The sequence below is a fragment of the Gimesia algae genome (assembly GCF_007746795.1).
Taxonomy (GTDB): Bacteria; Planctomycetota; Planctomycetia; order Planctomycetales; family Planctomycetaceae; genus Gimesia; species Gimesia algae.
Window position 1 is genome coordinate 544,480 of sequence record NZ_CP036343.1, and the last position, 19,694, is coordinate 564,173.

Annotated in this window: 11 protein-coding genes; 3 read left to right on the forward strand and 8 right to left on the reverse strand. The window is 42.8% G+C overall.

What is annotated here, in order from left to right; genetic code table 11:
* Positions 1 to 600: 600 nt before the first annotated feature.
* The 3 genes from Pan161_RS02010 to Pan161_RS02020 all read right to left on the reverse strand — a co-directional run bounded on the left by Pan161_RS02010 (position 601) and on the right by Pan161_RS02020 (position 8,948).
* Positions 601 to 3,579, reverse strand: coding sequence for an AAA family ATPase (locus tag Pan161_RS02010; protein ID WP_145223930.1), 2,979 nt, complete (start codon positions 3,577 to 3,579; stop codon positions 601 to 603).
* Positions 3,580 to 3,650: 71 nt separating this feature from the next.
* The gene (locus Pan161_RS02015; RefSeq protein ID WP_145223931.1) at positions 3,651 to 5,396 is read right to left on the reverse strand and encodes a hypothetical protein; all 1,746 of its coding nucleotides are present in this window, start codon (positions 5,394 to 5,396) and stop codon (positions 3,651 to 3,653) included.
* Positions 5,397 to 6,017: 621 nt separating this feature from the next.
* Positions 6,018 to 8,948, reverse strand: a complete 2,931-nt coding sequence (locus tag Pan161_RS02020; protein ID WP_145223932.1) for a DEAD/DEAH box helicase — start codon at positions 8,946 to 8,948, stop codon at positions 6,018 to 6,020.
* Between the two features lie 614 nt (positions 8,949 to 9,562).
* Between Pan161_RS02020 and Pan161_RS02025 the strand changes: the two genes are divergently transcribed.
* Positions 9,563 to 10,294 carry a hypothetical protein gene (locus Pan161_RS02025; protein ID WP_145223933.1) on the forward strand — a complete coding sequence of 244 codons (732 nt, stop codon included), beginning with the start codon at positions 9,563 to 9,565 and terminating at the stop codon, positions 10,292 to 10,294.
* 135 nt (positions 10,295 to 10,429) lie between these two features.
* A complete protein-coding gene (locus Pan161_RS02030) occupies positions 10,430 to 10,912 on the forward strand; it encodes a dual specificity protein phosphatase family protein (protein ID WP_145223934.1) in 483 nt (160 codons plus the stop codon).
* Between the two features lie 268 nt (positions 10,913 to 11,180).
* On the opposite strand, the gene Pan161_RS02035 is transcribed toward Pan161_RS02030, so the two are convergent.
* The 5 genes from Pan161_RS02035 to Pan161_RS02055 form a co-directional block, all read right to left on the reverse strand.
* On the reverse strand, positions 11,181 to 12,347 hold the full coding sequence (locus tag Pan161_RS02035; protein ID WP_145223935.1) for a Wadjet anti-phage system protein JetD domain-containing protein: 1,167 nt from the start codon (positions 12,345 to 12,347) through the stop codon (positions 11,181 to 11,183).
* Positions 12,348 to 12,350: 3 nt separating this feature from the next.
* Positions 12,351 to 15,737 carry an ATP-binding protein gene (locus Pan161_RS02040; RefSeq protein WP_145223936.1) on the reverse strand — a complete coding sequence of 1,129 codons (3,387 nt, stop codon included), beginning with the start codon at positions 15,735 to 15,737 and terminating at the stop codon, positions 12,351 to 12,353.
* Entirely contained in the window at positions 15,734 to 16,378 is a 645-nt protein-coding gene (locus Pan161_RS02045; RefSeq protein WP_145223937.1) for a DUF4194 domain-containing protein, read from the reverse strand. The genes Pan161_RS02040 and Pan161_RS02045 overlap by 4 nt, the downstream gene beginning before the upstream one ends.
* Positions 16,375 to 17,856 carry a DUF3375 family protein gene (locus tag Pan161_RS02050; protein ID WP_145223938.1) on the reverse strand — a complete coding sequence of 494 codons (1,482 nt, stop codon included), beginning with the start codon at positions 17,854 to 17,856 and terminating at the stop codon, positions 16,375 to 16,377. Before Pan161_RS02050 ends, Pan161_RS02045 begins: the two co-directional genes overlap by 4 nt.
* A gap of 277 nt (positions 17,857 to 18,133) precedes the next feature.
* Positions 18,134 to 18,394, reverse strand: a complete 261-nt coding sequence (locus tag Pan161_RS02055; protein ID WP_145223939.1) for a helix-turn-helix domain-containing protein — start codon at positions 18,392 to 18,394, stop codon at positions 18,134 to 18,136.
* A 110-nt stretch (positions 18,395 to 18,504) separates the two neighbouring features.
* On the opposite strand from Pan161_RS02055, the gene Pan161_RS02060 reads away from it, so the two are divergent.
* On the forward strand, positions 18,505 to 19,494 hold the full coding sequence (locus tag Pan161_RS02060) for a DUF5685 family protein (RefSeq protein WP_261342937.1): 990 nt from the start codon (positions 18,505 to 18,507) through the stop codon (positions 19,492 to 19,494).
* Positions 19,495 to 19,694: the final 200 nt, after the last annotated feature.

The window sequence follows — 19,694 nt, forward strand, 5'->3', positions numbered from 1 at the left end:
CAAAAAAGCCTGAGTCGCTTCCACACTTTGGCATACTGACCACCACGTTACCCCACGTGGTTAACCCAACCCCAGGTGGGTCCCATTTCCGCGCCAAAGTGGGTCCGCTTTACACGCCAATCTCCACCCTTATATTTCAACTACTTACGATAACACTGATCGGCGAAAGATGTTGTGGAAAAACTATATTCTTACGATTCGAGCTCATTATTTTAACCAGGCTTCCCCTATTTTAACGATTCACTATTTCTGTGAAACATCCGCATTTTAATTAAGTACGGTTACCATTGCTACTGACGAATAAAAGTATTTTGATTTCGCTGTCAGCGATAACGAACGGGCGTGTTGAAAAAGTCTGTTTGATATGTTCGGTTCAACGGGTGATTGATCTTGATCTGTGATGCGGTTTGGCAGTATGAGTAGACTCGCTATGTTATACAATTTTCCTTTTTTCCATCATAGGGACGCTTATCCAAGGATTGCATCTTTTTGAGCCCAGGACAGTTATTCGTCTGGAGTCATTCATCCCACAAGTTCACTTGCTTCGGCAGATCGACTGAATTGTCGAACCGGACCTTCTGCTGTTCTTATGTAGTTACTTTATCGTTGAAGATCGTGTCGCATGAATTCTCGACCAAGAAAGTCAAACTTTCGTTCAAATAGTGAAGCAAGCTTGTCATTTGCCGTAGCGAAGACGATCTGGCGTTCGCCTGTGAGGGCCACTTCCCGCAGGTAGTCGAGAAATGACAAACAGTTTAGATCGTCGACATGAGCAATCGGATCATCAATCAGCATTAGCGGTGGAGCTGAACGAAGTTGTGCGTTTTGTGCAAGAAATAGAGACAGTGCCAACGCTGCACGTTGCCCAGTGCTGATCTGTTGCAACTTTGCTTCTTCGCCTGTCTTGCGAACCAATGTTGTCATGTTCTTTAAGTGTGAGAACTCAGCTGGGCTGTGAATGCGTCGGAATATTTCGTCAATCGCCTCCTTGTTTTTCTGAAGAGCCGCTTCCATCGCACTCTCCAGCGAATTTTTTTCAAGAATCTCCTGAAACACGGCTTGGGCATCACGCAACCGTTTTATGCGTGGCTTCCAGCCACTCAGTTGATCCAAAATCTCTTCCTTGCGTTTAGCTGATTCGAACACTACCACTACAGCTTGCTGCTCGTTTGTCATTGCGATCTGGACGTCAGAAAGTACCTTCCGGATCAGCTGTATTGTTGTCAGAAGCTCAGGAAGCGGTTGATCTTCCTGGAAGATGAAATGAGTATTCTTTTCGTCGAGGCGTTTGAGGATGGCTTGCGTTTGGGCTATTTGGCCCTTTTGTTTGGTAATACTCGACTGACATTCATCTAAACTGAGGCTTTCTTCTCCAAGGAGTTTGGATAGCTCATCAAGTTTCGCTGAAATCTGCTTTTGGGTCGTAGTGAGCGACGCCGACAATTCCTTTTGACTCTCTACGAGTTCGGTAAGCAAAGAGTTCAGCAAAGCGGGGGTAGGCCGTTCTAACGTTTCGTCCACAAAGAGAGACGAAGTCAGCGAATCGTATCGCTCAATTGTGAGTCCTTTCTGCTGGAGAAACTGAAAGTCGGTTTGAGTAATTTTTAATTGGAGCTGGAGATTTTCCTCCTGCTCAATCAGCTCATTCAGTGCCTTCTTGATCAAAATCAGTTCATCATTCCGATTCATGCCGATACGGTCGACAAAACCGAGCAGCCATTCCGAGACAGCAACTGTATCCTTGGACTTGGCATAATTGTCCTCTGCTTCTCTTACGTTGTCCCGCAGTTTGAGAGACTGAGTTTCGAGTTGAGCATTAACATCCTGATAAATCCGATCGTTCAATTTGCCATCGGGATACTCCGCATGGCAGAGAGGGCAGGCATCTTTCACCTCTGCTTGAGCTAGAATCTGTTTAGCGATGTCACGAAGTTGCTGCGAAAGAGCCTGGGCCTGATCTCGCAACTTTATAAAATTCGCGAGCTGTTCACGAAATTGGATAATTTCGGCATCGGATTTCTTGAATTTCTCAAGATTTTCGTCGTGGAATTGAAAGAGTGGCAAAGCGAATTCTGGTATAATGTCTAGAGAAGAAGGTCCTTTGGTCTGCCCGGACAACGTTTGTTGTACTTCTCGCAATTTCTGCTCAATAGCAAGAAGACTCTCATGCTTTTGGACGAATTCGAGTTGGACATACGGTGAGAGTTCACGAATTGATGTTACTCGCCTATCCAAGTGTTGCACGGCCCGTTGATTCTCTTTGACTTTTCGCAGCAACTGCTGAATGCCAGTAAACATAGCTTCGATCTCTACGATGAGGTTGCCAGATTCGGAGACGTATTTCCGAAGTTTTTCAATTGTGACCGGGGTGCCAGTCCATTCACACCTCAATGCTTCTTCCACGATTGGAGAGCGCGTGCCAAAAGACGAAATTAGCTCCGAGACGTTTTCTGGAAGTGTCTCCGACGGTTCCTTCCAACCAGCCTCTGCAAGAGTGGTTGCAAGCGATTTCAGCAATGCATCTGATTCTTTGGGAACAGAGGTTGCGGCTGAGAGTTGTCGCTCTACTGCATGCAATTCCAGTTCTATCTGTTGCTCAACAGAAGTGAGTTCTTTGAGCTCCTTATCTAATTGTCCAACAGTTCGTTCAATTTCTCGCCAAGTCTTCGAAGCTTCCGGGCCGACCAAAAGCTTTGACAAATCTTCTTCAAAGTCCTTTTTTGAATCAGCAAGACCCACAGCAGCATCCGTATCGAGAAAATTGTACCTAGAAAAACTTTGGTAGAGCGTGTTGGTCCGAATGTCGGTTTGACTATACCAAGCAAGATTTCGTTCTCGCAGGCGGGAAGCTGTTGGTTGACCTAGTTTCGCTAATTCTTCAGTACCGTCTTGGAAGGATGCATTAATGGAATAGCGAGTCTTGGATTTGGGATCACGATTGTTAACCCCACAGTAAAGGAGTTCGATTGCCTCCAACAGTGAAGTTTTTCCGGTTCCGTTTGGACCGGTTAGCAATGTGACGCTTCCCAGATCGAAAAATCGTTGCCGGGGCCACGATCGGTATTCTTTGAGGGTCAAATTTTTGATAAAGGGGGGGGCTTCTGCTCGAGGAATTTTGACAGCTGAGGGTTTCGAGAGCCCTTTGTGGCCAAAGTCGGCCTCAATGAGTTTGATACGATTCGGCAATGATTCGTTGTTGAAAATGGCACGGTCGAGATTGGACTCCGCCAGAATTTCTGTCCACGTCGACATCACGCTGGTGTCAATGACACCCTCGGCAACCTGAAACCTTGGCGGAGTAAGAGCCGAAGTTAGTTCTTGTTCATTGACGACAAATTTCCGAGCATATTTGCGGTCCCGTTCTACAAGCGTTCGTAGCTCGGGTGCAACTTCTTCCGAAATCACGAAGTACAGATATTGGCTCCACTGTAAACTTTTGGAGCCATCGAAGTATCGCGAAGCGACAATACGGTCCTGGTAGGCATTGAGCTCATCGACAGAACCGGGAATCGTTTCAGAAATATCGATATAATAAACAGCGAAATCACGTCCCTGCGTACTCCGAATGCATCTGACCACAGAATCTTCGATCGGCTCAAGACTAGTAAAGTGTTCCGAGAACTGAGTTGTAATGGCGTCGAGTGAAAGAATCAGTATGCCCTCCCAATGTCAAAAGAGGATTCAGCAGGGGTTTGGTCATAGTGAGTATATCGGTGGGGATCATACAAAATGTCACCCTTCTCGTCATCCTGATACCAGACATGCAGACGCTGCTGGGCCTCAAGAGAGTCGTTTTCAGTCTCTGCCTTTCTTCTCATATATTCTGCCAACGTGTCCCGTATTTTTTGAGCATCTTCACGGGTGCGGGTGTTATCCAGAGCGATGACGGTTGCGCAGCGCCCGCTCGTCGATGTGATGTTGGCATGTGGATAACGCTCATTCCATTCGAACCGATAACCAGTCTGCAAATCGGAAAGCGATGGTGGAAGGGATTGACTGATTATGCGTGCTGCACGTTGACATGCTCGAACTCGTGCCTGACGAAATTGGTCTGCTTCTATTATCGTATCGTGGCAAAATGTCACTCTTTTGATGATTTCCGTTGCTTCGATCCTACAAGAATCCAGTTTTGTGACCCTGTACCAATCTTCTTCCGTTATTGATGACCCATCACACAATGCCAAAAGACGTTCAACAGCAAGTGGATTCGTCTGTACAAGAGCCTTCAGGTCTCCCTCTGCATTACCAGCGTTTGAGACAATTCTCACGAAGCCGTCGTCAACCTGAGGTGTTTCCTCCCAGGACAGAGATTTAGAGTTCCATCTCAGAGTTGCCTCCATCTTAGGGCCGATTCGTCGTGAGAGAGACGCAGTTACTGCGACGTGCGCGACTTTCGTTGCCGTCAGTAGGAAGACCGCAGGTTCATATGAAAAGAAAAGTGCGTGGCATTTCTCCGGATCGAGCCAGGTATAGTAAAGCCCCAGCCTGTGATTGTGTTGAAGTTTTTGATCACCCGTATCGAACCTATTTGGCCGCAAATACCACCCAGTACCGGCGATGTTTTGCCAGCACTTTGGACCTTCTCCAATGTCGGCGTAAATATCACGCGCCCAGTTGAGCGTAATCAACTCAGTTTCGTGACCATCATATTGGAAAAGATGAGTCCGATAGGTCCGAAACTGATGCTGTCTTGGGTTCTGATTGAGCTGGATATGAATAATGAGCGTTCGGTCGTAGAGCTCCCGAGCATGCTTATCCGTGAAGTCAAAGGCATCCGAACAGATCAGAGTAATGAGCCGCAATTGATTTTTCGCTCCTCCGAAAAAATAGAGGCGGGTACCCAAGAGTAGGTGATCGACTTCATAATTCTGGTTGTCCCCCAAGGCGCAGGTCTTGAATTGAATCAGCGCGACCGTCTGCGAGTCGGAGGTGCCATCAATTGATGGTACCTGAAACAGGTACACGACAGGATTCAGAAACCTTGATTGGTCTCCGTCGCATTTTTCATATATGAAGGTTACTTGCCCTGACAGTCTGTCGGCCAAAGCAGCGAGTTCATTGGGTTTGAGGCTTTCGCATCCCAGCACCCAAAGTTTGCCGTCTGCTGGTTTTGTTCCTCCTCGAACTGCATCTTCCAAGACCTTCCAAGGAAGCGAATATTCCGGAGTAACGGCCAGGTCAACGTCATTCTCAACCGCAATATGGAGGTATGCAGAAAATTGCTGTTGTGCAATGTCTGGATCACTATTGCGTACACCATCCGAATCAGTAGTGATATTTGCTCCTGGCTGACAAAGCAAGACTTTGTAATTTTCTCGATTGGGGATCAACGCTCGAAACTGGGGCGGCGCAAGCCCACGTTCTCTTAGAATGTCATCTACGGAAGCAATATCCATTGAATATTTGGCCCAAATTGCTGTTCACCTCTACAGAATTCATAAATCATTCAATCGCATCGGTTGGTTTACGTTTGATCTCGTTTATTTACATATACATTCTTATTTATGCTACAGAAATTGGAGTCCTGCAACCAGCCTGTGAACATCCGCACCAATCTTAATTTCACACCAAATTTTCCTTTACAATCACTTCAAAGGTGTTCGATTGATCCAACATAGACTGAGCATTATCTACATTGTTATATATAGTGAAAAAGCCTTTTATTATCATATCCGGTTGTCGTTCATCAGGTTCTTCTTCTGTCGCTTTCCGAACTTTGGGAATTAACTGGTTTCCAAAGTAACAAAATATCTCGGAACGACTCCTAGTAAAAGATTCTCACACGATATATGACGGTATTGAATGATTCCTTTAATTTCTTCAGGTTTTGCATTCACCGAAAATACTCTTTTTTTAAAAAACAGTTTAGATTCCGGGAGACGATTTTGCTCTTAGTTGAAACTAATATGGAAAACAACACGATCAACAATATTTGAAGAATGATCTTCCCGTTGGTTCTGTTTGATCGGATCAGCTGAGAAAGCAGAAAAGGAATATGGAAGGCTTATTATTTTGAATCACGGTGAAATCCAAATAGAAGGTGGAAAGCCTGTATTAGCTGAGATGTATTCTCCAGCTGCAGCGAGCACGGATTCAACGGGTTGGCTTAGTTTTGATGCTGACAATCCAGGTTGAACCAAACAGATTCGATACTCAAATTGCTTATTGGCTGCGTTATTCATAATTAATTCAAACTGCTCGACTGTTCCCCGTATCAGCTTTGAGCCGGTACCTATACGCCGAATCAGTTCTCTTTTGAGATCCTCTGGATGGCGGTTAAAAGGAAGGCATTTTACAACCTGCCCAGCGACTTCATACACATCATCAACGCGTGTTGCGGCCTTCTTCGGTTTAGACGTCTTCTTGCCGCTCGCTCCTTTGCAATGGGCTAGTGTACAGACAACTGTGTCATCAGTTTCAAACAGAGATATATAGTCAGCAACTTCACCAGTCCGGTGATCGTAGATAACGACATCAGGTCCCTGCGACAATAATTCGGATTCCGTAAATGCATGGATAGTCTTCATGCCAGGTTTGGCATTCTCAAATTCTCGTTCGATATCAACCGTCACCCCAAACTCATCAAAAGTTCGTATCCATTCATGATTAAGTGGCTTAATAGACAAGCAACGATACCAATCATTTCCGGTAATTGTTGAAAAATCAGCGAGAAAGAAAGTAGGAGGGCGGATTTTGAGAAAATCTTGGAGGGTTCCATCAGCAATTGAACCACGGATCACCACTTCTGGTCCTGAGTCTATGCGATCAATTATATTAGGTGTCCCAGGAGAGAAAATGAATCTTCCGATCAAAGAATCGTTTAGTAGTATATCAAACTCAACTTTCTGTAAGTCGTATGAGCTTCTATCAATAACTAGTTCCAGTTCCGTTAGATCATATTCATCGGAGTTGCCATCAACCAGAATTCGCTGTGGATATTGGAACACATGCTCATGCCATACCATCGAGATTGGTGGAGAGGGAATTTCTGAAACCTGCTTTCCAGTATCCAAGTTGTCAATGTTAGAATTGGTAACAACTGGATTTGAGTTTGAGATCTCTATTGCTAGACGATTGCACCAATCTACCAAGCGCGGCACAAGACCATTTTTATTACTCCAGAGTTTTGAAAGCGTACTCACGCCAAGGGTGACCGATTCTTCTTCACCGCTACTCCCACCAAAGACGTGACCACGTGATCGTGTGTTTCCATCTGACCTACTGACGTGTCGATCTGCTTTTGGACCAGTTAAGGTTCGATAGCTTTCATATTGCCCGCCAAGCTCCCGATTCCTCATTCCGACATTGTAAAAACTCGGTTTTTTCAAGATTCTAAGTGCCCGACTGACATCTCCATGTGAGAGCGGAGTACATACGACCTCTAATTCGTCAGAATAAAGTCCCTCAAGAATGCTTTCGTATAGATTCTCGCCGTGTTCTTGAGAGTTGATAAACAATAATTGGTGCGAACGGTTGTAGTGTGAGATGATTAAAAGATTCTTTGTGTCTAGTAAGGATGAATTTTGTAACCATTTTGGTTTTGTCCGACGCTGACAGACCATTACTGAGGAAGCGAGATCATTTGACACTGCATGAAAGATCAGTTCGCAACCTTGAGGTACAAACGGCTTCAATTCCCAATCGGGCTCTCGGTCTGACCGAAATACTTTTACATGGAAATTTGGGGCTAACGAATCAATTGTTACATCAATTTCACCCACTTCGGTTGAGTGTTCTGTATTAAATGATGAAAGTCCATCACGAACCATTTCCTCCTCTTCAACACGTGCATCGGCGAGATTTGCGACAAGCTCTTGCCAATTTGCCCCACTCTTAAAGAGCTCACGAACTTCCGCATCGATTTCCTGAGGTACAGCGATGAATTTGGCCGATCCAATGTCACACGCGTTGGTGCGTGCAAATCTTCCAATAAATTGTAAAGTCACGGACAATGATTTATGTGGAGCATGAAGGGCAGCCAATTTGAGTCGAGGAAAATCTACTCCCTCGCCAAACATGTCAACACAAATAATTCCATCAAGTTTTCCTTGATTGAGTTTATTTATCACCGAAGAGACGTGCCTTATTGAGTGTCGCCCGGTCACAAGGCGCAAACGTAATTTGGTTTCTGTTTTGTAAATTTTAACTAATTCCTCTGCGCGCGTGACTGAGTCAGTACGGATCATCATTCGATGATCTAATCCTTGTTCAACATCTTTTAAATATTCATACTCGGCCATTTTTGCAATTGCGATGTCGTGGCTCACCCCGTCGTTTGGAACGCATGGTAAATACTCAACCTTTCCGTAGGTTCCATCTTCAATCGCGGCACGGAGTGGATAGTTATAGATAAGTCTTCCAGTAATGGTTCTCTTGTCTCTTCGAAATGGTGTTGCTGTAAAAAAGGCTTTTCGGGCATTGGGAAAAGAGTCAAGCAAGGCTGCATAAGAGATAGCAGGAGAATGATGTGCCTCATCCACCATTATTAGAGCAAATAGGTCGGATGGAGGAATTGCAATTCCTTCAATTGAAGGCGACGCACTCATAGGTGTGGTAACCACGACATCAAATTCACGCAATTCTTCCCACTCTTCTGGTAGTGCGATGCGTTTCTGGACTACTTTGACGGATGGCGTTTCGAGACTTTCTGGTACGACTCCTAGTTCTTTTAGCAATCTCAGCTTAACGAATCCTTCGGCGATTTGATCTCGTACAAGTCGGCTTGGAGTTAGTACCAAGACTCGACCGCTAGCCCATAGAAACGGAGTCAGCTGCAGTACTGCAGTTTTTCCAGTCCCTGTTGGTAATGCTACTACAGCAGGTTCATCACGCCGAGTAGCGTGTGATAACAATGAACTCGCAGCACCGATTTGAGGGAGTCGAAAGCCCGGCTTACCATCTGGTAATAGATCAATCTTCCTGTGATTTGATTTAAAATATGTGGACATCCTTTACCTCGTACGGCTGGGCTGCCTGGGGCGATTTCATAAGTTCGTGTATCGCTAGGGAATCCCATGTTAACATGTAGAATAAATGGAAAAGTAGTTATGAAATTCAATGACGAATCTAGGATTGAGAACCCAACGCCCTCACAATTCTCATAATCAGGAACCAACTTGTACAGCATTACTCATGCCGATTAAAAATAAGTACATTGAGAGGTTTTAGTTAAGGTGTGGGCGGTATGGCAGGCTAACTTAAAGCAAAGTTGACAGGTTGCAATACTTATAAATGAGAATCAGGTGTCATATTGGCAGTAGTGAATATTTAGAATATGTTCTCGATTGTTGACCTAAAACTTATCAACTTTACTTTTGACCACAAGTAGATTGCTCTTTAGGTTCCATAATACTATGAATAGTAGCATCAAGACTGCAATGATGATCTCTTCATCCGTTTGGTGTTGATGGATTATAGACATGCAAATTCGATGTCTCGGACCTGAGCAAACCACATCTTGTGATCGTTACGAGCCATCTTGGTGAAAACACTAACAGGTATATGCATAAACCCCATGCTAATACTGGGGTTATAGCCTACTTGATATGATTGGAGGTGTTTTTTGTCGAAGCTGGATAGTTCCGTAAAAGTTACTCTTGGTCCTGCAAGCCAAGTTTATGACACCAATTGGAACGGTGAAATAATTAAAGATTCTAAGGAAGTTCTTGCCCAGTTAAATTCCACTATCGACATTGATAGTGAGCGTCGAGTTGCATTTAGTATCGTCTCTTCATTACCTAAGCAAAAACTAAGAATGCCTGATGAAAAACACATTGGCGATAGGATCGGGTTTCTTACCAGAAAAGCCATTTCCTATTATTTATCAGATTGCTACAGCATTGAGTTGTTTCAGATTCATAGAATCTCACTCATAGATTATTTTGGGAATCGCCTTCCCCAAACGCCCAAAAATCCATCCAAATATCTTGATCCATTTCGCTCTACTATTTCTACAGAAGGATTCAACTCTTTAAGCAGTCAGTATATCGAATATTCCGCAGCTCGCGAGTCGTTTAATCATGCTGTTAAAGAGCTTCGTTCTCTGGCCGATCTTTCGCCTGCCGGACTGAAGCACCATAAGTCCAAAGTATACTCACTTCTTGATTTTATTGGAGAATCATTAGCTTCCGCTGAAGTTGGTCATATGGGAGGGTGGTACAAAGAAAAACAGTCTGGTATTTGCAGTTCATTTGAAGACATGTTTCGTCGAAAACAAGCCAATCACCCTGGTTACAAAAGCTCCCAAGATTATATCTCTAGAACTTTATTCTCATATCGTGCTCCAGAGGTTTAGCGTGATCATCCACCAAGATTAAACGCGATTGATGATTAACCTAAAGCATGACCTTGTAGAATTCGAAATACACAATCGATAAATTCAAAATGCTATATCGTTAGAGATGGTCGTTTAAATTTACAAGGAGATCAAATGCAAGAAGTTTATGAACGTGTTTTTGTGACAAATGAAGAATCATGCCAATCCGGCTCGGCTAAGTTTGCAGTGATACATGCATGCAAGACCCCATGTCATCAACTCGCAGTCGGGTATAAGGGAAGTTTGCCAAAAACTCATCCTAACTATTTGGTTTTGGAACAGGAATATGATTTATACCTAAATATTATTGACCCTCCTGTGCCACTGTTTAAGCCTGGCTTGTTTAGCAGCTTTATGACATTTGCAAATAAGCATTGGACTGAACAGAGAACAATTATTATTCACTGTAATCAGGGACAGTCCAGAGCACCATCTCTTGCGTTATTGTTTCTCGCTAAATGTTTATGCGTAATCAACAATGACTCCTATCATACGGCCCGGACTGAGTTTGAGGCAATCTACCCAACCTATAGACCGGGCAAAGGTATTGAAACTTACTTTGAAAAGAACTGGAAAAAGCTAGGAGGTGCTTTTTAACAAGAACTAGCATTGAAGCAACCACTTCAAAGGATTATTGGATACGGTCTAGATACTCCCAAAGTCCCAGCACCTGACATTGCCTTTCTGTCGTCCTCATCAAACAGGACGCTAACAACCTTCAAATCAACTTAACCAGTTTTTGAAAAGCAGGTCTCCTTTACCACTATATTTAATTTGCAGCATTCATCACACGGAGGTCAATTGAAATTAGGTAGCAGCATTAAATCCACCTAAAGATGGATTCTAATGGCATATGACTGGCCATTCACATGATTAAAGCAAGTTCACCGATGAAACCTATAATTTCTTCTTGAGGAATCCTCTCTTGCTCGAGACGCAGTTTTTTATGAAGTAGAAAATGGTAAATCTCTTGCTCTGAATTTGACAGCTTTGTTGGAATAGAACCTGGTTTATTTGGCCATGTAATTGCCAAGTCGGAATGCGTATTAAATGTTGTCATATCCATCAGCATACTCTCAGTATGTTCAAACACCTCTCTAAACTGGCTAAGTATTTCAAATCCTTCAACATCCAGATCCCCCCAGTAGTAAATATTGGATCGATGAAGCCAATCAACATCGCGAAACAATGAAATCGACTTACCCAAGCCTCCGATTGCAATCGAATTTGAGATTGGAGGTAGTGTTAACAGGTTGACTTTATTTTCAACCACAAAAACATTTACTGGAGGTGGTTGAAGTTCGTTGATTGAATTAACAGGTAGTGAAAGTTCGGAGAATCTTAGGCCCAGTCGCTGTTGAAGTATGGGGTCGAGGACTCGAAATAGTAGATGTTGCTGAATGAACCGGAGACCATACCTGCGTTCAAATTCGGTTCGACTAAATTTGAAATCAATTTTGTCTCGTGGCAGGAGTAGATCGAGCCATGACGCCAGCAACTTTTTATTTTCTTCAATTAGTTTTGTGGAGACGGGCAGGGCAATCTCCCGAGCAAAACAATTCGGACGCGGATGGTCTACTAGATATTGTGTCAATAATAGCAACTCATCAAGCTTCCCAGCAGCTATAAGTAGATCCTTCCAGTGAGTTGATTCTAGAAGCCAAGGTTCAAGGCTGGGTTGAAACCGTCTTAATTTCTCAACAGAATTTTGTAGAGTGCGAAATTCTTCAACAGCATTCACTAAACGGAGAAGATCCATTTGTGTTTGTAAAACAATAGCTACTGGAAAATCGTTAAGACCGTGTGAACGACTCTTTATCGGTTCCCAATCAATACTATAACCATAGCCACGATTCTGCTTGGAACTCGCACGTAATAATTCAATCGCTTGCTTTGCTTTACTAAGTTCCTTTGGTAACTTCAAATTAGCAGGCACACGGCGAGGAAAGAACTGTTGACCGGTAAGCCATGACTTTACGAACTGAGGATATACCCGAAGCGATTTCTTTCTGATTTCTGATGGTGTGATCATTTATTATTTCTGAGTCATGCTTGCATGCGAATGTACAAATTCTTCATTGTGCTCGGATGAGTAGCTCAGGATTTCGCTTCGATTCGTCTCTCCATCTTTGACAACATGCGCATGTAAACCGACATAAGACTCACAAACACGTGCTTTCGCATCAAGCGGCGCTACGATTAATAATTGCAAACCAAATTGTTCAAATAATTCTAGAGCGTACTTGGCATATTTTGAAGCGGTTCGTGAAAACATTTCGTCGACCATAACAAAGTGGTACTTATCACTACGTGATGCATCTGGGTCGATATCATATTGATAAACTATAGCCGCAACTAGAACTAAAAAAGCAAGCTTTGCTTTCTCACCTCCGGATTTTCCAGCGCCTCCATCATAATAGCTGCGTGGTTCCCCGGTTTCTTTCACCAATTCACGGGCAGAGAAGCTAAACCATCGCCTGACATCAATTACTTTTTCACGCCAACGAATATTACTATCATCACTCAGCTTGTTGACCAGTTTCTGAATCCGTAGGAATGTTTCTTCGTCTGCTTGCATCGTCCCATCAAGATATCCGGTAAGACACGCAGCCAGATCTCTTCTGAAATCGCGGATTTCTGCATCTTTACCATCTTCTGGTTCAAGTCTTATGTAAGTTCCAGGGTTCCATTCAATTCGACGCAATCCATAATTAATTTCTTCAATCTTTCCAATAATTTCTTCCCGTTCATTTTCCAGGTGTGAGTTCAGCACTCCAACTTCATGTAGTACCTTTTCGTTGAGCCGTTCTTTGAATCTATTCTCATGTCGAGGAAGATCATCTTGTTCAATTTTTTTATGCAATTCAATAAATTCAAGCAAAGAGTCTATGCTACCGCTCATATCACTTTGGAATTCTGGAAATTTAGACAAGAAACGTGACATCTTTGTCATTATTGGTTTAGCAATAGAATTCGACTCTTTCTCAAGACTGTCTACTTCTTCAATACGGTCTTGCGTGAAATTTTGTGGTAATGTAGTGATATTATCAAGTGTTAATGGTTCATCAACGAGTAATGACTCTATTGATTCAAAATGAACTTCAAGACTATCGTATCGCCCATCTTGTTTCGCTTCATTTATTGCTCCTACTGCGTTTTTACAACATTTAATTCCATTCTCTAATTCATTTTCTTTTTTTGAACATTCATCTGAAAGAGTCTTAGATTGCAAACGGTCTCCTTCTTGCTTTACTTCTAGATCTTTCTTTTTACTTTCAAGTTCACGTATTTTGTCATTGGAATCTTTAAGTTTATGCAACTCCACTTGATATTCAGCTATTTGTTTTCGATGCTTGGGTTCATCGATTAAATCATAATCATTGAATTCAGAGATTCGATTCAGGTAACTAATTTGATTTGTGGCCTTATTTATTTTATTGTTTAATTCGGTCTCTTTTAATTCTAACTGATCTAAAAGAAGTTCTGTATCTGCGATAGAAGTTTTGAGCGCGAGGATTTTATCACGATTCTCCCATCCTAATACGAACTGTTTTCGATCACCGAATCGACCACGATCGTCCTTACTATGTTGTTCCTTCGTACGTTTGATGTGACGATTCTTTGTCATTGCTGCATGATTCGCCTGTTGAAACTGATCAATCTTATCACATGCTAGAAAGTCAAATCTATCAGCGATCTTGCCCCTTACCCATGCTGCAAGATCATGACCCTCACGGAATTTGAGCATAGAGAACAATGTTTTGCTATCTTGATTAAAATGTTTTCCCGGCGTCGCAACATTTGTAGTTTTCTCAGCTACCACGCGAGTATAATTGAGTCGTTGCCCTCGTCCGTCTTTGCCAGATAAACGTTTATGATCGATGTATCCTGATACTTTGGCATAGTGTTGATCCTTGACTAAAAGATCTCGAGCAAAACCACTAAGAACCTGTTCAATCGATGCTTCCCATTCACGATGCTCAGGCACTATAGCAATCAATTCTGCTGCAAATGGAAGATCTTTTACCGGGATCTTTAATGCACGGCATATTTCATCTCGTACAAAGACGAGTTCACGTGGCATATTACCTTTGCGAGTTTGTAGAGATGTAAGTTCTTCTTGGTCATCAGAAATACGTTGACGAAGCAGCCCAATTTCGTACTGGATTCGAGCTGCGTTTTTTTGCGCATCTTTTCTCTTAGTTTCTATTGCCGATATTTTATGAGTCACCTTGCTTTGTATTTTGGTGATTTCATTTGCTGAATTAACAATGGCTTCGATATCTGCTTCGTGGAGCAGTGATTCGAACTCGATTCTCGCTTTCTGCTTAGTATCTGCCCTTTCTTGCTCGATAGAAATCAAGCCAGGTAATCGGCTCATTCGCTCCCCACCCGCACCGATAATTTCAAGATCGATTTGAGCAATTTCACGAGTAGTTTCAAAAATGTGTTTATCTAATTCATTTATTTTCGATTTGAATGAAGTGATCTTATTTGCCCACAAGTCGCACAACGGTTCCAACAATCTCTCAGTAGCAAAGTTGAAGTATAGTGAAGTTGCTTTAAGTTGGTTCTTCGCCAGTATGAGTTTTGCATTTAACTCACGAAACTGCATCCCTTCTTCAACGATCGGTGTAAGCATTTTGGCCTGATCACGAATGATCACAAGCGAACGATGTGCCTCATTAAGTTCAGAAAAGTGTTTGAGTAACTGAGAGACTTTCTCGTCCCAAGGGCGTTTTTCGAGCATCTGGTCTCGTACAAACGAGTCTAGCTGACTGACATCTTTTACCCACGCTGCCTGATTGAACATATCCATAGCTTTGGGAAGGCAACTCACTTTACGACGTAACCATTCAAAGTATTGTGTATACGTCTCAGTCGCTTTGAAGTTTCTGTTTTTTAGTGTTGTCAATACACTGGAATATTCAGATATATTTCCGAAATCTTCTGCAATGCCTCGTTCCTTCTTGTCATCAAATGCGTAGAACTTCTTCGGCTTATTATTGGAATCCAGGTAGAGAATTTGACCGACCGTAAACACCTTCCCCGTTTGATAATTCTCAAAACAAGCGAGCAGTGCCGAATAATGCTTGTTTCCTGGTCGTAGATATTTTAGTTGAGGAGTTCCGGTAGGTCCTAGGACTTTGTCATAAGCTCCTTGGATATAAGTACGCTCATCGCGTTCCGTTTTTGCCGCACCTGATGCGAAGTTATATTTTCGTGTGTTTGGACGAACAAGTAGTGTCAGTAACGCATCGACTATTGTAGACTTACCTGTGCCGTTTTCTCCAACAAGTAGAGTCCATTCACCGCGCGGATGAAAGCCGTGGATCGTATCATCGAAAGTCCCCCAGTTATACAGTTCCATCTTTGATAGGCGATAGCCTGCGGTTTGTTGAATCCCAGTCAATATGTTCATGCTCCACCTCTTCTGCGCTTAGCCATTTCGACTTCTAGTTCGTTACGGATCGTTTTAAGTGCCTCTAGTGGCAAACGCGCTTTCAGGATTCGTCGAATTTCCCAAGAAGGTGGATTCTTTTCAAATCGTCGCACATATTTCATTTTTTCAAGACGAATTAGATGTGTTGAAAGTGCATCATTCAAACGAACTTCATCTGAGTTTTCAGGAAAGAACATTTGCCAAGTCATAAATAATTCAGATTGTTTTACTACGCAGCGATCATTTTGAAGGTCTTCTTCCTCGCTCCGACGTAACTCATCACGCAACACTACGCACAGTAAAGTACCTTCAAACCCCAATGTTTTTTTGTGAAATAACTTGGGGATCGTCTCGTAATCGGAGGGCAATTCATCATCCTCAGGTTGGTGAAGCCAAGCCATGCCATCCTCTTCATTGATGATTAGAACGACTCCCAGTCGACCAAATAAATCAGTGAGTGGTGATACATTTGCCAGAATTTCGTCCCAAGTGTTTCCCTTGTCATCGTGATACACTATTCCTTTGAGCAACTTAATGGCAGCAGAACTCCAAGGTTCCCGTTTGGGAAACTCAAACACACTAGTGGATTGTGTTATTTCTAGCTCATCAGTCTCACTCATAGTGAATTACTCTCATATTTCATAAAACTAACCTTTCGAAACACAACTTGAGGGATTCGTACTCGTATTTGATTACTAGTTGCAGCGTCAGTGATGACAACTACACAGTGATTTTCACGATTAATAATGTGACCATCTTCAAATGCAATTTGAAAATAGCCTACCAGTTCCAATACTCCTGATTCTGGTGGAATGGCCACAATGATGTTTTCAAGTGTCAGATGTTCGTTTGTTTGCAACATCATTTGCACGTTTTGACGCAACTGTTCTAAATCTAGATATTCTAAATTCGCAAGCGATGTGCGTTCACGTGCAGTTCGTTCGAGGTCTATAACATGCTCTTCTGGTTGATCCGCAAACGTTTGTGGAGTAGTCCAAAATGTGCGAGTAAAAGGTGAAAACAAGTCGAGTGACGTTTGGACTACTGCTTCACAGGTGAAATCCGAAATAGTTTTATCACGCATTGACACAGCCAATTGCTTAATTTCATGAAGGACTTCAGAAACTTGCCTTCGATTTTCTGCGGCTTCGACGTTGAGTAGTTTTCGCAATGACGTTGAAAGATGAGCATTTTTTGATTGTACTTTGTCCGCCTCATTCAAGAGTAATTTGACCATTGATCTTAAACGCATGATTGAATCTCGTTCGTCCTGAACTGCTTCAAGTCGAATCACTTCATCAATCGTTTGACGTAATGCTTGCTGGCTATCCGGAGTGAACAAAAATGCGATAAATGCATAAAAACTGATACCTTCATCCTCAGTTTTCAATAGATCCTCTGAGTCCATCGCATTACCTAGTATCTGCCCACGCGTTTCCAGAGATTTTTGTTGATCTTGTTGGACTTGTAGAGCGATTTCATGGAATCGTTCCTCAACTGCGCGGAAATCACTCTGTAATGTTTTTAACAGATTAACTGCCATCTGAAATCGTTCACGGATTTGAGATGGTTTATAAACCGCAACAGGAAGACCATGTTTCAAAGCGTCAATTTCATCCAGAATGTTTTTTTTCTGGTCTTCAAGATAAGCAAGTCGTTTGTCTGGGTCGCTTGAAGATCCTTGTACAAGGTCTGAAAGAGTATCAATGATCAATCGCAGACGGCTTTCCGTCCCAACCAACCCAGTTCTTTGGGAAATTAGAAGATCTACAAATTGAATTACATCTTCAGAATGCCTCGTCAATTGATATTGAGGGTCATTCGAGGATGACTTGAGATGACGGTTTAGCCAACCACTGTCAGACCAGTTGACCAAATATCGATCCATGGCCCCCTTCAAACACTCCGGATCGGTTTCGTGCAATTGTTCCGTATAAATCAGTAATTTCTGTTTTAGATCCTCTTGTCCAAGTGTTAGAATTCCTGCTTTTTTGAACGTTAGATTAAGAAAATCTAGAATGAAAGGAGCAGAGTCTGATCGCAACAATCGTATCGCTGCTGAAGAGTCAAATAAGGTGCGAATTTGCTCAAGATGCATATATGACTCACGTTGATACGAACTGATTCATTAATAATTGGTGTAAAATCTCCAGAATATGTACATATTGTATGACATGATGACCGAAATTCGAGTTTTATTATCGAATGTAAGATGAAATGTCCATCATCGGGTTCGAAGACATAGGACAGATAATGGAGCCAATCTTCACAAAGAAATCAGGTCATATCGATAAAAGTTAGAATAATGGCATTTGAAATGAGTTATACTCTTATGATATTAGGAGTTACTGAAATCAATAATTTATGAAACTGATCTATCTAATCATTTTTTTCTTCTTTAGCAATGATTCAAGTGTGCGAACAAAATTACTCAATGTTGTTCCCAAAACTTCACAAACATCATAAAGCTCCAGAATGTCCAGTCGGCGTTCGCCAGATTCATATTTACTGACGAATGATTGGGGGCGTCTCAGGCGTTCCGCCACATCATCCTGCCGCAGGCCTGCTTCTTCCCTGGTTTTCCGCAACAAATCGAGCAGAATCCGCTGTCGTTGCGTGTATAGATTCTTCTTCAAACTCCCTGTACCTCCTAAAAAAAGTACAGGGAGATTACATCCCACTTGAGGATATCCCATTACAGGATATAATGAGATGATCAAAGTAACCTTTTACTCAAGGGGAATTAATGTTTGGAGTACTAAAACCGCAACGTAAACTATTGAGTCCGACTGAAAGCAGACGCCATATGTCGGCGTACTGTAGCCTTTGTGGGCTTTTGCGCAACCAATATGGGCTGAAATCACGCATGCTGGTTGTACATGACATTGCCACCCTGTGGTGGTTACTGGAAGCACCTTCCAGTGAAAACGAGCAAAAACTGCCCATTGGGAATTGTGTAAGAGGTGGGGCTGTTAAGTTAAGAAAGAGAGGAGTTTCTGAACTGCAGAAGTTTTTAGCTTCGATGAGTACTTACACCATCGGCATAAAGGTGAAGGACGACATTACTGACGACGGTAATTGGAAAACACGGATGGTAAGTTGGGTGTATTCAGGTCAATTCGTGAAAGCCAGGGCTGATCTGATAGCTGTGGGTTTCGATGTCGAGTATTTAGAACAGATTCTGAGTACTCAGTTTGATTTGGAAAGAAAGGGAGAGAAAGATTTCAAGGTCGCATCAGCACCCACGTCTCAGGCCTATGGTCTGGTTGCCAGAGAAATCGTCAAAAGATGCCATTCTCATTTTACCGAAGAGCAGGCACAGCAGGTAGGAGAATCTCTGGGCCGTGCTGTTTACCTAACGGATGCGATTCGAGATTTCTCTCAAGACCAGGAAATATCGTTTAATCCTCTTTGTATCGAGGCAGGTCCGAAGAACCATACGTTGCCACCTGATCTAAAAGACAAGGTTTTGACCTATGTCGGTTCGCACTTGAGTGAAGCTGGCATCTTTGTAGCCCAGGTTGGTGAAGAACTGAAGCGATCTTGGCATGCTGTAGAGCGTTCACTCTTGGCAGCTGCTGGTATCAATGACCAGAAGAGTGTCACACTCTATTCCAGTTGTTGTATTCCATGTGGTGATGGCGCCATCATTGTTGATGGTGATGAATGTGGTAAAGCGATTTCTGGTTGTATTTGCGGCAGTATTTGCTGCTGCTTCGCTTGTAACTGTATGTGAATCAATATTGGCACAAAGAATCACCTAAATTTTGGGCAAAAACGTGTCATAATAAATAGGATTATATGCAGCGTGTTAGCATTCAGGTGGAGCGGTTTTTCGGGGTACTCAACACGCGGCATATGATCTATTGGACTGAACCGCAGGGGCGTTTTCGACTATGGGGATTGAATGACCGCAGGGTGAAAACAGCGTTCTGT

Bases quoted from the DNA above. Each gene is read 5' to 3' on its own strand.
- Pan161_RS02030 (WP_145223934.1), top strand. From the start codon at position 10,430: ATGCAAGAAGTTTATGAACGTGTTTTTGTGACAAATGAAGAATCATGC.
- Pan161_RS02050 (WP_145223938.1), bottom strand. From the start codon at position 17,856: ATGCATCTTGAGCAAATTCGCACCTTATTTGACTCTTCAGCAGCGATA.
- Pan161_RS02060 (WP_261342937.1), top strand. From the start codon at position 18,505: ATGTTTGGAGTACTAAAACCGCAACGTAAACTATTGAGTCCGACTGAA.
- Pan161_RS02040 (WP_145223936.1), bottom strand. From the start codon at position 15,737: ATGAACATATTGACTGGGATTCAACAAACCGCAGGCTATCGCCTATCA.
- Pan161_RS02045 (WP_145223937.1), bottom strand. From the start codon at position 16,378: ATGAGTGAGACTGATGAGCTAGAAATAACACAATCCACTAGTGTGTTT.
- Pan161_RS02035 (WP_145223935.1), bottom strand. From the start codon at position 12,347: ATGATCACACCATCAGAAATCAGAAAGAAATCGCTTCGGGTATATCCT.
- Pan161_RS02020 (WP_145223932.1), bottom strand. From the start codon at position 8,948: ATGTCCACATATTTTAAATCAAATCACAGGAAGATTGATCTATTACCA.
- Pan161_RS02015 (WP_145223931.1), bottom strand. From the start codon at position 5,396: ATGGATATTGCTTCCGTAGATGACATTCTAAGAGAACGTGGGCTTGCG.